General features: G+C 72.9%; 16 protein-coding genes and 1 pseudogene. 13 read left to right on the top strand and 4 right to left on the bottom strand.

Annotated features, from left to right (window positions below; translation table 11 throughout):
- Nucleotides 1-47 precede the first annotated feature (47 nt).
- Nucleotides 48-644, top strand: coding sequence for a histidine phosphatase family protein (locus IF02_RS0127890; RefSeq protein ID WP_030161692.1), 597 nt, complete (start codon nucleotides 48-50; stop codon nucleotides 642-644).
- 82 nt (nucleotides 645-726) lie between these two features.
- On the opposite strand, the gene IF02_RS0127885 is transcribed toward IF02_RS0127890, so the two are convergent.
- Nucleotides 727-2,022, bottom strand: a complete 1,296-nt coding sequence (locus tag IF02_RS0127885) for a hypothetical protein (RefSeq protein ID WP_030161691.1) — start codon at nucleotides 2,020-2,022, stop codon at nucleotides 727-729.
- A 277-nt stretch (nucleotides 2,023-2,299) separates the two neighbouring features.
- Here IF02_RS0127885 and IF02_RS0127880 point away from each other — a divergent pair, with 277 nt between their 5' ends.
- The 3 genes from IF02_RS0127880 (at nucleotide 2,300) to IF02_RS0127870 (ending at nucleotide 4,031) form a co-directional block, all read left to right on the top strand.
- On the top strand, nucleotides 2,300-2,752 hold the full coding sequence (locus IF02_RS0127880) for a hypothetical protein (RefSeq protein ID WP_030161690.1): 453 nt from the start codon (nucleotides 2,300-2,302) through the stop codon (nucleotides 2,750-2,752).
- A 17-nt stretch (nucleotides 2,753-2,769) separates the two neighbouring features.
- Entirely contained in the window at nucleotides 2,770-3,678 is a 909-nt protein-coding gene (locus IF02_RS0127875; protein WP_030161689.1) for a fused MFS/spermidine synthase, read from the top strand.
- Nucleotides 3,679-3,824: 146 nt separating this feature from the next.
- Complete coding sequence (locus IF02_RS0127870; RefSeq protein ID WP_030161687.1) at nucleotides 3,825-4,031, top strand: cold-shock protein; 207 nt, start codon at nucleotides 3,825-3,827, stop codon at nucleotides 4,029-4,031.
- Between the two features lie 35 nt (nucleotides 4,032-4,066).
- Here the strand turns inward: IF02_RS0127870 and IF02_RS0127865 are convergent, their stop codons facing one another.
- Nucleotides 4,067-4,612 carry a hypothetical protein gene (locus IF02_RS0127865; protein WP_030161686.1) on the bottom strand — a complete coding sequence of 182 codons (546 nt, stop codon included), beginning with the start codon at nucleotides 4,610-4,612 and terminating at the stop codon, nucleotides 4,067-4,069.
- 79 nt (nucleotides 4,613-4,691) lie between these two features.
- Here IF02_RS0127865 and IF02_RS0127860 point away from each other — a divergent pair, with 79 nt between their 5' ends.
- From IF02_RS0127860 to IF02_RS0127845, 4 genes are all read left to right on the top strand, one after another.
- The gene (locus IF02_RS0127860) at nucleotides 4,692-5,381 is read left to right on the top strand and encodes a response regulator transcription factor (protein ID WP_030161684.1); all 690 of its coding nucleotides are present in this window, start codon (nucleotides 4,692-4,694) and stop codon (nucleotides 5,379-5,381) included.
- Nucleotides 5,378-6,766, top strand: coding sequence for a sensor histidine kinase (locus IF02_RS0127855; RefSeq protein ID WP_030161682.1), 1,389 nt, complete (start codon nucleotides 5,378-5,380; stop codon nucleotides 6,764-6,766). Before IF02_RS0127860 ends, IF02_RS0127855 begins: the two co-directional genes overlap by 4 nt.
- 62 nt (nucleotides 6,767-6,828) lie before the next feature.
- A complete protein-coding gene (locus IF02_RS0127850) occupies nucleotides 6,829-7,503 on the top strand; it encodes an NADPH-dependent F420 reductase (RefSeq protein ID WP_030161680.1) in 675 nt (224 codons plus the stop codon).
- Between the two features lie 108 nt (nucleotides 7,504-7,611).
- Nucleotides 7,612-7,914: a DUF3303 family protein gene (locus IF02_RS0127845; RefSeq protein ID WP_030161677.1), complete on the top strand. Its 303-nt coding sequence runs from the start codon at nucleotides 7,612-7,614 to the stop codon at nucleotides 7,912-7,914.
- 60 nt (nucleotides 7,915-7,974) lie between these two features.
- On the opposite strand, the gene IF02_RS0127840 is transcribed toward IF02_RS0127845, so the two are convergent.
- Nucleotides 7,975-8,481, bottom strand: a complete 507-nt coding sequence (locus IF02_RS0127840; protein ID WP_051696610.1) for a MarR family winged helix-turn-helix transcriptional regulator — start codon at nucleotides 8,479-8,481, stop codon at nucleotides 7,975-7,977.
- 80 nt (nucleotides 8,482-8,561) lie between these two features.
- Here IF02_RS0127840 and IF02_RS0127835 point away from each other — a divergent pair, with 80 nt between their 5' ends.
- Nucleotides 8,562-9,455 (top strand): NAD(P)H-binding protein, encoded by an 894-nt coding sequence (locus IF02_RS0127835; RefSeq protein WP_324603791.1) that lies wholly within the window; start codon nucleotides 8,562-8,564, stop codon nucleotides 9,453-9,455.
- Between the two features lie 9 nt (nucleotides 9,456-9,464).
- On the top strand, nucleotides 9,465-10,082 hold the full coding sequence (locus IF02_RS0127830; protein ID WP_051696602.1) for a hypothetical protein: 618 nt from the start codon (nucleotides 9,465-9,467) through the stop codon (nucleotides 10,080-10,082).
- Between the two features lie 28 nt (nucleotides 10,083-10,110).
- Here IF02_RS0127830 and IF02_RS0127825 read toward each other — a convergent pair whose 3' ends face one another.
- Nucleotides 10,111-11,097 (bottom strand): helix-turn-helix transcriptional regulator, encoded by a 987-nt coding sequence (locus tag IF02_RS0127825; protein ID WP_030161668.1) that lies wholly within the window; start codon nucleotides 11,095-11,097, stop codon nucleotides 10,111-10,113.
- A 273-nt stretch (nucleotides 11,098-11,370) separates the two neighbouring features.
- Between IF02_RS0127825 and IF02_RS0127820 the strand changes: the two genes are divergently transcribed.
- From IF02_RS0127820 to IF02_RS36150, 3 genes and pseudogenes are all read left to right on the top strand, one after another.
- Complete coding sequence (locus IF02_RS0127820; RefSeq protein ID WP_030161666.1) at nucleotides 11,371-11,571, top strand: hypothetical protein; 201 nt, start codon at nucleotides 11,371-11,373, stop codon at nucleotides 11,569-11,571.
- Nucleotides 11,572-11,577: 6 nt separating this feature from the next.
- Entirely contained in the window at nucleotides 11,578-11,844 is a 267-nt protein-coding gene (locus IF02_RS0127815; protein WP_030161664.1) for a hypothetical protein, read from the top strand.
- A 37-nt stretch (nucleotides 11,845-11,881) separates the two neighbouring features.
- A pseudogene (locus IF02_RS36150) lies at nucleotides 11,882-12,688 on the top strand (CHAP domain-containing protein); the annotation flags it as partial.
- Nucleotides 12,689-13,030: the final 342 nt, after the last annotated feature.

Genomic DNA, 13,030 nt, shown 5'->3' with positions numbered 1-13,030 from the left:
CAATCGCCCAAAGTCGTACGAAACACTACTTACCGGGAGAGTTCCCTATGGCCCCCCGCATCCTCCTGGCCCGGCACGGCCAGACGGCGTGGTCCCAGCTCGGCAAGCACACCGGCCGCACGGACGTGCCCATGCTGGAGGAGGGCAGGCGCGGCGCGAAGCTGCTCGGCGAGCGGCTGTCCCGCGCCCCCTGGAACGGCCTGCCCGGTGTGGAGGTCCGCACCAGCCCGCTGGTCCGCGCGAGCGAGAGCTGCGACCTGGCGGGCTTCGGAGCCCAGGCGGATCCGTGGGACGCGCTGATGGAGTGGGACTACGGGGACTACGAGGGCATGACCCCGGCCGAGATCCAGGCGGTCCGGCCGGGCTGGCTGATCTGGCGCGACGGGGTCCCGGGCGGCGAGTCCGTGGCCGACGTCGCGGCCCGGGCCGACGAGGTCGTCGCCTGGGCCCGCTCGGCGGAGCGCGACGTGCTGGTCTTCGCCCACGGGCACATCCTGCGCACCCTGGCCGCCCGCTGGCTCGGCCTGGAGGCCTCCTTCGGCGCCCGCATCCGCCTGGAGCCCACGTCCCTCTCGGTCCTGGGCTGGGCGTACGGAGCCCCCGCCCTGGAGCGCTGGAACGACACGGGCCACCTGGACCTGTAGCCCAAGCCGTAGCCCGAAGTCCCTTGCCGGGGTTGCTGGTTGGGTGGTCGGGGTGACCGGGGTGACCGGGGTGGTCGGGTGGTCAGGCCGTCGCGTGGCGGGTCAGGAAGGCCGCCACCCGCGGGCTGCGCTGGTGCGGGACCAGGACGCGGGCCGTGCCCGAGAGCATGGACCGGATCCGGGTGGACTGGACCTCGGTGAGCAGGTCCAGGACCCGTCCGCCCGCCCAGGCCGCCTCGTCCGGGGCGCCCGCGCGGGCCAGGTCGTCGGCCAGCTCGGCCGTGTAGAGGGCCACGTTCCGGGCGAAGTGCGGATCCTGGAGGTCCGCCGCGCGGCGGGCGTGCCGGGCCGCGCGGGCGTACTCCCCGAGGGCCGCCCAGCACCGCGACTCCAGCGATTCCAGCTCGGCCTCGCCGAAGAAGGACATCCACTCCGGGTCCGCGGCCGCCGTGCCGCGGGAGAACTCCGTGTGCGCCCGCGTCAGCGCCTCCTCGCAGGCCTTGCGGTCGGCCAGCCCCGCCCAGCCGCCCGCCTCGCGCAGCGCGAGCAGCGACAGCAGCCGCGGGGAACCGAGGGAGCGGGCGGCGCGGCGGCCCGCCTGGGCCGCCCGTACGGACTCCCGGGGCCGGCCGCAGTCCCGGGCCAGGAAGGCCATGTTGCTGAAGGCGTGCGCCTCCAGGCCGGCGTCCCCCGCGACCCGGGCCGTCGCCAGCGCCTCCGCGTAGTGCGAGCGGGCGTCGTCGAAGCGGCCGGAGTCGTGCGCCAGCCAGCCCACGGAGATGGCCAGTTCACCGGCGCCCGCGTGCAGCCGGTCCTCGGTGGACTGCCGGGAGGCCCCGGCGTCCAGCAACGCGTAGGCGGTGCGCAGGGGTTCGGCGGCCTTGCGGTACAGGGCGTCGGCCCCGTGCCGGTCGTCCAGCAGCCGGATCTGGCGTACGGCCTCCTCGACCGCGGCCGCCTCGGACTCGCCGGCCCGGGAGGGCGGCCGGCGGGTGTCGCCGAGCAGCGTGAAGCCGATCGTGGCGGCCGCCACGGTCGCGGAACCGCCCGCCATGAACGCGCGACGCAGCACGTCGCTCTCCTTGTGGGTGAAAGGGGCGGAGCGCTGCGCGGACCGGCCGCGGACCGCCTCGCGCGGGGAGAAGCCCAGATCGGCCAGGGTCCGGCCGGGGAACATGTGCAGGAAGACCCGCTCGTACGCGTAGTTGGGGCAGCGGATCTCGCCGGACTCGACCCGGCCGATGTAGCGGGCGTCGCAGGAAACCGTTTCTCCGATCTCCTTCGCGGCCCGGCGCACCATGCCCGCGAACTCGGCCGGGGAGTGCCGGCCGCGCAGCCGCCGGAACGTCTGATTGGGTGAGTGGGGGAACGCCGCCATGGACGTGGCCTCTCTGGCAAGGGACGCACCGCCGGGTTCCGCGGGATGGAGCCGGGTCCGGCGCGCATGAACGTACCGCCAGAGGCGGGTGGTTGATGCGGTGTTTGGCTACAAAAGGGATATCTCACCCGCGATCCGCCATGAAGTGCCATCCTTTGCAGCGTCTTGCCACCGCACCCGTTGACGTTTTCGCGCGTTGAGCCCGTGCGGGGTGTGAGCTGACTCCCGCACCCGCTCGTACGCGGATCGAGGAGGGGTTCCCTTGGTGGAGGGCGGCATGGAGAACACAGGAATGAACACCGCGCCCGCGTCTTCGGGTGCGACCCCCGTCCCGGCCGGAGCGACCGCCGCGACCGCCGTGGCGGTCGCTCCGGCCGAGGCGCCGGACCTGGTGACCGTGCCCACCCGGCAGGGCCTGGAGGCCGTGGACATCATCCGCCGCGCCGCGGGCCTGCCCGGCGGGGTCGGCCCGGTGCTGCACGACGGCTCCGACGACACCCTCGGCTTCCTCGTCCCGCCCGGCACCGCCGACGCCTGGGACATGCCGGGCAGCGCCTGCACCCAGACCAACGGACGCGGCATGCGCTTCGGTGACGTCTCGCCCACCGCCGGCGACACCGGCTGGCTGCTCCCCCCGGAAGCCGTCGGTCCGGTCACCGATCCGGAGGTGCTGCGCGCCGCGCTCGGCGAGGCCGCCCGCCTGATCGAGGCGGCGGACAACTGTCGCTGACCGGCGACAATGGGGTGGTGGCAGGCAAGGGCAAAGGCAGCGGAAGCGGCGGCGGCAGGCAGCGCGGGCGCGCGGGCGGGAGCGGGAGCGCGGGCTCCGGGGCGGTCGTCGGGCAGGTGGGCGGCGGCACGGCGGAGCTGGCTCCGGACCGGGAGCGCGCGCAGGCCTGGACGCTGCTCATCGACGGAGCCCCGCAGTCGCATGTGGACCTGGGCGATCCGGGGCACCTGGACTTCGCGTACCAGCGCCGGATCGGCCACCTCATCGACCTCGTCGCGCCCGCCCGGCAGCCCCTGAACGTGGTGCACCTGGGCGGCGGCGCCTTCACCCTCGCGCGCTACACGGCCGCCGCCCGGCCCCGCTCGACCCAGCAGGTCGTGGAGATCGACGCCGCCCTGGTGGCCTTCGTACGGGAACACCTGCCGCTGGACCCGCAGGCGCGGGTCCGGGTCCGGGCGGTGGACGCGCGGGCGGGCCTGGCCAAGGTTCCGGACGGCTGGGCCGACCTGGTGATCGCGGACGTGTTCAGCGGCGCGCGCACCCCGGCGCACCTGACGAGCGCCGAGTTCCTGGACGACGTACGGCGGGCCCTCGCGCCGGGCGGGTGGTACGTGGCCAACCTCGCGGACGGTCCGCCGCTCGCGCACCTGAAGGGCCAGATCGCGACGGCCGCGTCGCGCTTCGAGCACCTGGCGCTGGCCGCCGACCCGGTGGTGTGGCGGGGGAAACGGTTCGGCAATGCGGTGCTGGTGGCCGCCGACCGGGAGCTGCCGGTCGCCGAGTTCACCCGCCGGGTCGCGAGCGACCCGCATCCCGGCCGGGTCGAGCACGGCCGGGCCCTCGCCGATTTCGCGGGCGGGGCGGCCCCGGTCGCGGACGCCTCGGCGGTGGCCTCGCCGGAGCCCCCGCCGTCGGTCTTTCGCTAGAGCGTGTCCCGGGGGGCAGCGACCCGTCGCGACACGCCCTCGTACGGATGACCTTGCGCTCCGACCGGCCCGCGGGCGGGTATGTCTGCGAGTCGAACGTCCCGCCGGGGCGAGCGGACATCAGCAGGCAGCAGGGAGACAGGAACATGGCCAACGGCACCGTCAAGTGGTTCAACGCCGAGAAGGGTTTCGGGTTCATCGCGCCCGAGGACGGCAGCGCGGACGTCTTCGCCCACTACAGCGAGATCCAGGGGACCGGCTTCAAGGAGCTCCAGGAGAACCAGAAGGTCCAGTACGACGTCAGCAGGGGCGCGAAGGGGCCGCAGGCGACGAACATCACCGTCATGGCCTGACGCCGGGCGTCCCGGCCTGATCCGAAAGGGACGGCCTAGCCCTCGTACGTCTCCACCATCGGCGGGTGGTCGTTCCAGGTGCAGAAGACCGACATCTCCCGGCCCGCCTTCGTGAAGGTGACCCGGATCCAGTACGGCTGCTTCCACACCTGCATCTGCCATCCGGCGTCCGGCGTCGCCGAGACCAGCTCGGCCGAGGACGTACCGAGGTCGAAGACCACCCGGCCACCCGTGACCGGATAGGCCTTCACGTTGCCCTGGTCCCCGCCGTCGCCCCGCTGCTCGTCCTGGCGCGGGCTCGGCGGGGCCGCCTTCTGCGGGGGCTTCGCGGGGGAGGCGCCGGCGGAGGGCGAAGCCGAGGGGGAGGCGGCGGACGGGGACGGCGCGTCCGAGGCCGGCGGAGGCGAGGGCTCCGCCGCGCGGTGCGTCGAGGAGGACAGCGGCTGCGTGGTGAGCGGCACCGCCAGCGGCGGATCGTAGGCAGTTCCGGACATGACCGTGTGCACGCCCCACCAGGACAGCGTCACCGCCGCCCCGGTGGCCAGCGTCCAGGCGAGTGCGTGAACAAGTCCTCGGTGCATCAGGGCACATACTGCACCACCGGTCCGAGAGGCGGCCCGACACCCCGCCGGGTCCCCCGAATGGACTACGGTGCGGCCCATGGCAAGTGTGCTCGTGGTCGAGGACGACCAGTTCGTGCGTTCCGCCCTGATCCGGCACCTGACCGAGGCCTCGCACACCGTGCGGAGCGTCGGTACGGCCCTGGAGGCGCTGCGCGAGGTCGCCCACCACCGGTTCGACGTGGTCATCCTCGACCTCGGGCTGCCCGACCTCGACGGGTCGGAGGCGCTGAAGATGCTGCGCGGCATCACCGACGTACCGGTGATCATCGCCACCGCGCGCGACGACGAGGCCGAGATCGTCCGGCTCCTCAACGACGGCGCCGACGACTACCTGACCAAGCCCTTCTCCGTGGAGCACCTCTCCGCCCGGATGTCCGCAGTCCTGCGCCGCGCCCGGGCGGCCGCCGGGGCCGAGCCGCCCTCGCGCGTGCTGCGGGTGGGCGGGCTGGCCATCGATCCGCTGCGGCGCCAGGCCGAGCTGGACGGGGCCGTACTCGACCTCACGCGGCGGGAGTTCGACCTGCTGGCCTTCCTCGCCGGGCGGCCCGGGGTGGTCGTGGCCCGGCGCGAGCTGCTCGCCGAGGTCTGGCAGCAGTCGTACGGGGACGACCAGACGATCGACGTGCACCTGTCCTGGCTGCGCCGCAAACTGGGCGAAACGGCGGCGCGGCCGCGGTACCTGCACACCCTGCGGGGGGTCGGCGTCAAGCTGGAGCCGCCGCAGTGAGATGGGCGCTGGTCAAGGTGTGCCTCGCGGTCACGGCCATGGTGGTCGTGGCCTTCGCCGTACCGCTCGGGCTCGTCGTCCAGGAGATGGCCAGTGACCGGGCCTTTTCCAACGCCGAGCGGCAGGCCGCCACGATCGGGCCGACCCTGTCCATCACCACCGACCCGGGGCAGCTGCGCAAGGCGGTCGAGTCCACGCAGATGGGCGCGGCCCGGCGGATGGCGGTCCACGTGCCCGCGATCGGCGGCGGCGCGCCGGTGGAGATCGGCACCACGCGGGCCGGGGCGCACGCCGTGGAGGAGACCCGGCGGATGGGGCGGGCCATGACGGCCCGGCTGGCGGGGGGCGGTTCGGCGCTGCTCCAGCCGACCGCCCTGGGCTCGGGGGACATCGCGGTCGTGGAGATCTTCGTACCGGAGAGCGAGGTCAGCAACGGCGTCGCGACGGCCTGGGTGGTCCTCGCGGGCGTGGGACTGGCGCTGATCGTGGGCTCGGTGGCGGTCGCCGACCGGCTCGGCGCCCGGCTGGTGCGGCCGGCCGAGCGGCTCGCGGACGCCGCGCACCAGCTGGGCGAGGGCCGGCTGGGGGCGCGGGTGCCGGAGGACGGGCCGAAGGAACTCCGCTCGGCGGCCGTCGCGTTCAACTCGATGGCGGACCAGGTGGTGGAACTCCTCGCCAACGAGCGGGAGCTGGCCGCCGACCTCTCGCACCGGCTGCGGACGCCGCTGACGGTGCTGCGGCTCAACACGGCCTCGCTCGGTGACGGGCCGGCCGCGGAGCAGACCCGGGCGGCGGTGGAGCAGCTGGAACGGGAGGTCGACACGATCATCCGTACCGCCCGTGAACAGCGTGCGCCGGCTTCCGCGGCGGGCGGCGGGGCCGGGGCGGGCTGCGACGCCTCGGAGGTGATCCGCGACCGGATGGCCTTCTGGTCGGCGCTGGCGGAGGACGAGGGCCGCGAGGTGCGGCTCGCGGGCGTGGACCGTACGGTACGGCTCCCGGTCGCCCGCCCGGAGCTCGCGGCGGCCCTCGACGCCCTGCTCGGCAACGTGTTCCGGCACACCCCGGAGGGCACCCCGTTCGCGGTGGACGTCCACGACGCGGGGGACGCGGTCATCGTGCTCGTCTCGGACGCGGGTCCCGGGATCGCCGATCCGGACGCGGCGCTGCGGCGCGGCAACGACGGCGGGCGGGACGGTTCGACGGGGCTCGGGCTGGACATCGTGCGCCGGGTCGCGGAATCGACGGGCGGCGACGTGCGGATCGGCCGCTCGATGCTCGGCGGGACCGAGGTCAGGGTGTGGATCGCCCTGGACGACCGGGCGCGGGGCGGGTCGGGCGGCGTACGGTCGCGCCGGGTCAGCCGGCGCAAGCGGCGCGGCTGACGCGTACCGTACGGGGTTGTTGGTCGTCCTTCGTCCCTTCCCCCAACGGAATGGAACCGGTCATGCGCTACGCAGTCCTCGGCACCGGCATCGTCGGCCGTACGGTGGCCGCCCGCCTCGTCTCGCTCGGGCACGAGGTGGTCATCGGCACCCGGGACCCCGGGGCCACCCGCGCCCGTACCGAGTACGCCGAATGGCAGGAGGCCCACCCGCAGGTGGGCCTCGCTCCGTTCGCCGACGCCGCCCGGCAGGGCGACGTCCTGGTCAACGCCACCGGCGGGCAGGTCAGCGTCGCCGCGCTGACGGAGGCGGACGCCGCGCACCTGGACGGCAAGGTGCTGATCGACATCGCCAACCCGCTGGACTTCTCGCGGGGGTTCCCGCCCACCCTCGACCCGGTGAACGACGACAGCCTGGGGGAGCTGCTCCAGCGGACGTTCCCGGGGCTGCGGGTGGTGAAGACGCTGAACACGATGAACTGCCGCGTCATGGTCGAACCGGCGCGGGTGGCGGGCGAGCACACCGTGTTCCTGTCGGGGGAGGACGCCGACGCCAAGAAGTCCGTACGCGAACTGCTGTACTCCTTCGGCTGGCCGGAGGCGAGCGTCCTCGACCTCGGCGGCATCGAGTCGGCCCGCGGCACCGAGATGCTCCTGCCCATCTGGCTCCGCATGATGGGCGCCCTCGGACACGCGGACTTCAACTTCCACATCCAGGGCGCGGCGGGGAGCGACTGAGTTCTTCGCGGGGGTGGGGGCGGGGGTGGGGCTGGGGCCGGATGGGCGAGGAGATGTTGCCGGTCCCGGTGGCCCCGCCGAGTGTGGGCCCGACGGAAGGAGTCAGGCATGAGAGTCATGCTCCGGGCCCACATCGACACACCGGCCGGCAATGAGGCCATCAAGACCGGCGCCCTGCCCCAGGCCATGAAGAAGCTCATGGACAAGCTCAAGCCGGAAGCCGCGTACTTCGGCCCCTCCGAGGGCGTCCGGACCTGCTGGATCGTCTTCGACATGCAGGACAGCGCGGAGATGCCGCCGCTGTTCGAGGACCTGTTCGCAGAGCTGAACGCCGAGATCGAGGTCAGCCCGGTGATGAACGCGGACGACCTGGCGAAGGGACTGTCGCAGCTGCAGAGCGCGCGGGGCTGAGCGCCCGTACCCGGCCGGCGGCCGCCACTGTGTGTGCGGCCGCCACCGGTGCGACGGCGGTCAGCCGCCGGAGTTCAGGCGCCGGGCCTGGGACCGGCCGACCTCGGCGGCGCGGTGCAGGTAGTCGGCGATGACGGCGAGTTCGGAGTCGGAGTAGCTCTCCAGGACGGCGCCGAAGGCCCGGCCGGGGGTGTCCCAGGCCTCGCCGATCCGCCGGCGGGCCTCGGGGGCGAGGGCGACGAGGGAGCGGCGCCGGTCGTGGGGGTCGGCGAGGCGCTCGACGATGCCGGCCTTGACGAGCCGGTCGACGAGGCGGGTGGCGGAGCCGGAGGTCAGGCCGGTGAGGCGGGCGATGTCCCCGGTGCTGACGGGGCCGGGTTCCATGTCGAGGAGCCCGACGCACTGCATGTCGGTGGGGTGCAGGCCGACGTGGTCGGCCATCGCCTGGGCGAAGAGCGAGTAGTCGGCGTAGTGCCGCTGGCTCTCGGTGACGATGCGCGCGAGCAGCTCGGCGCGGCTCCACTCATCGCGGGCGCCGTCACTCGAACGAGGGGAATCGGTTGACATCGGCTTCTCCATGCCTGAAATTTATCTGTGTGACGCAGAATATTTATCGTGCAGAATCTGTGCCACGTATCAATCCTAGCGTGGGTGACGTACCCGTGCTCATGAACACGAACACGAACTGGAACAGGAAGCAGGAACCCGCCATGTCGATCCTCGTCACCGGTGCCCGCGGCTCCGTCGCCCGCGGCCTCGTCCCCCTCCTCGCCGCCCGCGGCATCCCCCACCGCCTCGCCTCCCGCGAGCCGGACACACCAGACACCGTCCGCTGCGATCTCAGCGATCCCGCGACCTTCCCGGGCGCCTTGGCCGGAGTCCGGTCCGTCTTCCTCTACGCCGAGGCCTCCGCCATCGACGCCTTCGTCAAGGAGGCCGTCACCGCCCGAGTCGAGCACGTCGTGCTCCTCTCCTCGTCGTCGGTGCTCGCCCCCGGCGCCGCCGACAGCCCGCTGGCCGCCTCCCACCTCGTCGTGGAGGAAGCCCTGCTGGCCTCCCCGCTGCGCACCACCCTGCTGCGCCCCGGCTCCTTCGCGAGCAACGCCCTCGGCTGGGCCTGGTCGCTGAAGTCCGGCCGCCCGGTCCACCTGCCCTACCCGGGCTCGCACTGCGACCCGGTCCATGAGGCCGACCTCGCCGAGGCCGCGTTCGCCGTCCTGACCGACCCGGCCCTCGCCGGCCGCGCGTACCACCTGACGGGACCGCAGTCGCTGACGTTCGCGACCCAACTCGCGATACTCGGCGGGGTCCTGGGCGCCCCCATACCGTTCGAGTCCGTCACCGCCGAGCAGTGGAAGGCCGAGGTCGACGGGCACATATCCGGCCCCTACGCGGACGCCCTCCTCGACTACTGGGCGGCCAGTGACGGGCTCCCGGTGGAGATCACCGACGCCGTCGAGCACCTCACCGGCCACCGGGCCCGCTCCTTCGAAACCTGGGCCCGTGACCACGTGGAGGCGTTCCGCGCCCCAAGTGCCTAGGGTGTCCGGATGCAGAAGATCGGTATACCGGGGAGTCCGGAGGAGGCCGTGGCCGGGCGGCCGCGGCGGACGGCGAACACGCTGTTCTGGGCCGCGCTGATCCCCACGGCGGCCACCGTGGGCGGTTTCGTCAGCCAGTACCCCTACGGCATGTTGTGGGTCGGAGTCCTGATCGTTCTCGCCGCCGCGGCAGCGGGCCCGATCGTGGCGGGCTCGGTCTGGCAGCGGGCGGGCGCCGCGACCCTGGTGGGCTTCGCCGTGTTCGCGCTGGGGCTGTTCGCAGGGTCCAACCTCAACGAGACGTACCTCAAGCAGCTCGGTGAAAGCACGGGCGCGGTGGTCGTGGAGGCGGGGGAGCGGGTCAACGTCAAGGGCGACGTACGGCACTTCTGCCGGGTCCTCGACGATGCGGGAAGCCGCGCGGAGCTGGGCGACATCCAGAACTGCCACGGCCAGTTCGCGACGGGGCGGCGCGTCGTCCTCTTCAAGGACCGGCTGGGCGGCCTGGACCCGTGGATCGAGGCCACGGACAACCGCGCCGCCGACCCCGTCGGCCTGGGCATCACCGCGGGCCTCTATGCCCTGACCGCCGCAACCCTCCTCTACGCGGGCCAACGCCGCCGCTAGTCGTGGGCGGCGTGGGCGGCGCGTGCGGTCACAGCCAGCCGCGCTGGGCTGCCTTGAGGCCGGCTTCGAAACGGCTCGTGGCGTGCAGGCGTTCCATCAGGCCGGCCATCTGGCGGCGTACGGTGCGCAGCGAGACGCCCAGGCGCTTGCCGGCGGCCTCGTCCGTCAGCCCGGACGCCAGCAGCTTCAGCAGCTCCCGCTCGCCGGCGGTGATGCCGTCCTGCGCCGGCTGCTTGAGGTCGGCGCCGAGCGGTACCGCCGTTTCCCAGGTCTGCTCGAACAGCGTGATCAGCGAGGCGACGATGCCCGGCGCCGTCGTGCACAGCGCGCCGAGCCGGGAGTTGGCCGGGTCGATCGGGACGATGGCGGTCGTCCGGTCGAAGACCAGCAGCCGCGGCGGCAGCATCGGGCTCGTGCGCACCTGGCCGCCGCGCTCGGTGGTCCACTGGGCGTAGCCCAGCGTGGCCGGGTCGTTGCGGACGCTGTCCTGGTAGACGGCCCGGAGGTCGACGCCCTGGGCCATGGCCCGTTCGTCCAGCGGGCGTGATGCGTCCAGGCTGGCCTGTGACTGCGCCCCGCCCGGGATGATGGCGAGGCATTCCTCGGCGAGGTCCTGGGTCAGGACCTCCAGCCGCGCCTGGATGGCGTCGATCCCCACGAGCCGCTCGGTGCCGTCGGTCTCCGTGTTCGGCCGCAGTCCGGCGTACTCGGCGATGGCCTGCGCGGCCGCCGCCTTGCTCGCGGCGAGCTGCTGCTGGCGCCGCGCCAGGTCCTCCTCCTGGCGGCGCAGGATCAGTTCCAGACCCACCTCGGGGCTGACGGCCCGCAGCCCGCCCGAGCTCTCGCGCGAGGAGGTCAGGAGGTTCAGGTCGACGAGCCGGTCCAGCGCGTCCCGTACGCGGGCCTCCGGGAGCGCGATGCGGGCGCCCAGTTCGGCCAGCCCGCCCGACGGATCCGCCAGCATCCCCCGGTACACGGACTCCACGTCCCCATCGAATCCCAACGCTTCCAGCATGCGCAGCCCCCCAGCTGTTTCGTGCAGACGGCCAGGTCAGACGGCCATTGGATGATCTTAGTCGGCCCCTGCGGCATTTCGGTCAGGTGACACCAAGCTGCCGGGCAGCACGGTGCCAGCCCGAACCCCTTCCGGGCCTCCCACCCGGGCAGCAAGATATTGATCACCGGGACGGCGGGGCACGGAAGCCCCACCCCAGGCCAGGGCCGAAAGGCCGGACCGGAGCAGCGCGCACCACCCGCACCGCACCGCTTTCACGCTCAGGGGAACGTCATGTCTCGCACCACGCACTTCATCGCTGCCGCCGGCCTCACCGCTCTGTTCTCGATCGGCGCCGCCTCCGCCGCCGTCGCCGCTCCTGCCGCACCCGCCGGCGTGATCGGCTGGGACTCGTACCACGCGGTCTCCGCCTCCGCCTCCGTCATCGGGTGGGACTCCCCGGCCGCGAACAAGCGCGTCATCGGCTGGGACTGACGACCCGTGCGGGTGATCCAAGCCTCCCTGCACCGCACCCTCCCCGGGCCGGCCCCCGCGGGGTCCTCCCACCTCATCCACGACCTGCTCTGGGCGCACGCCACGCAGGCAGAGGGCCTGGAACACATCCGGCCCCGCCCCACCGAGCACGGTCTGGACCTCTTCCTCTTCGTACGAGCCGACTGCGACGCCTCGGCCCTCGAGCAGATGCGCACCCTGCTCACCCGGGTGGACACCCCCTTCGCCGCGCACGGCTACACCGTCGCCCCCTGAGCTTCTGAACTTCCCACGCCACTGAGACGGCACCGCCATGCCCGATTCCAGGAGACTTGCCATGTCCAGCACCAAGAACGCCGCCCGCATGAAGACCGGCCTCGCCGCCCTCGTCGCCGCCGCCGCGATATCCGGCCTCGGCATGGGGCCCGCCCACGCCGCCTCGGAGCTGGACCAGATGGCAGCGCTGGCCAAGAGCCAGAACGGCAACGGGCCCTGTGCCAACGGCGGCTACGACGACAACATCAACCAGAGCAACAGCTGCGCCGGCAACGGGCGCCAGGCGCATGCCTGGTGCGCCGACTTCGTCGGCTGGGTCTGGTCCCACTACAACGTCCAGGGCATGAGCACCCTCACCGACGGCGCCGCCAGCTTCTACGAGTACGGCGTGAAGTACGGCACCAAGTCCGGCACCCCGCACGTCGGCGACGCCGTCGTCTTCGGGTACACCAACGGCTGGGCCCAGCACGTCGCCATGGTCACCGCCGTCAACGGCGACGAAGTGACGATCACCGGCGGCAACCAGGGCCACAGCACGCACCGCGAAGGCATCGTCAGCACCGGCACGACCACCACGTACCGGGTGGGACAGGCGCCCTGGGGCCAGACGATCAGCGCGTACATCTCGCCGAAGCTCCAGGCGGCGACCCCGCCGAAGGTCACCCTGAGCGGGCTGGGCGGCACCGCGTCCGGCGTCGCGAACCTGACCGCTTCTGCGACCGCCGGCACCTACCCGGTCGCCTCCGTCCAGTACTACGTGGACGGCAAGCCGGTCGGCGGCAAGCAGACGAAGGCCCCGTACGGGTTCGCCTTCGACACCAGCCGGGTCCCGGACGGCAAGCACATCGTGTCCGTCGAGGCGACCGACACCAACGGCAACACCGGTACCGCCCGCACCCAGGTCATCACCTCCAACGGCGAGGCCACCTCCACCTTCCAGGCGGACTTCAACGGCGACGGCAAGGCCGACGTCGGCGTGCTGTACGACTACGGCCAGGAGGCCGACGGCTCCAACCACACCGGCCTGTGGACGTACCTCAGCAACGGCTCGGGCTTCAACGACCCGGTGAAGGTGTGGGACAACGTCGCCACCGGCGCCGGTTCGTGGAACTGGGACCGCTCCAAGGTCACGACCGGCGACTTCAACGGTGACGGCAAGTCGGACATCGGCGTGCTCTACAACAAC

It is taken from the genome of Streptomyces sp. NRRL S-244, from assembly GCF_000717915.1.
In the GTDB taxonomy this organism is placed as follows: Bacteria; Actinomycetota; Actinomycetes; order Streptomycetales; family Streptomycetaceae; genus Streptomyces.
This window is presented reverse-complemented; position numbering and strand designations above follow the sequence as displayed.

Coding starts and splice junctions, on each gene's coding strand:
- IF02_RS0127890 (WP_030161692.1), top strand. CDS start 48: ATGGCCCCCCGCATCCTCCTGGCCCGGCACGGCCAGACGGCGTGGTCC.
- IF02_RS0127885 (WP_030161691.1), bottom strand. CDS start 2,022: ATGGCGGCGTTCCCCCACTCACCCAATCAGACGTTCCGGCGGCTGCGC.
- IF02_RS0127880 (WP_030161690.1), top strand. CDS start 2,300: ATGGAGAACACAGGAATGAACACCGCGCCCGCGTCTTCGGGTGCGACC.
- IF02_RS0127870 (WP_030161687.1), top strand. CDS start 3,825: ATGGCCAACGGCACCGTCAAGTGGTTCAACGCCGAGAAGGGTTTCGGG.
- IF02_RS0127865 (WP_030161686.1), bottom strand. CDS start 4,612: ATGCACCGAGGACTTGTTCACGCACTCGCCTGGACGCTGGCCACCGGG.
- IF02_RS0127860 (WP_030161684.1), top strand. CDS start 4,692: ATGGCAAGTGTGCTCGTGGTCGAGGACGACCAGTTCGTGCGTTCCGCC.
- IF02_RS0127850 (WP_030161680.1), top strand. CDS start 6,829: ATGCGCTACGCAGTCCTCGGCACCGGCATCGTCGGCCGTACGGTGGCC.
- IF02_RS0127845 (WP_030161677.1), top strand. CDS start 7,612: ATGAGAGTCATGCTCCGGGCCCACATCGACACACCGGCCGGCAATGAG.
- IF02_RS0127840 (WP_051696610.1), bottom strand. CDS start 8,481: ATGTCAACCGATTCCCCTCGTTCGAGTGACGGCGCCCGCGATGAGTGG.
- IF02_RS0127830 (WP_051696602.1), top strand. CDS start 9,465: ATGCAGAAGATCGGTATACCGGGGAGTCCGGAGGAGGCCGTGGCCGGG.
- IF02_RS0127825 (WP_030161668.1), bottom strand. CDS start 11,097: ATGCTGGAAGCGTTGGGATTCGATGGGGACGTGGAGTCCGTGTACCGG.
- IF02_RS0127820 (WP_030161666.1), top strand. CDS start 11,371: ATGTCTCGCACCACGCACTTCATCGCTGCCGCCGGCCTCACCGCTCTG.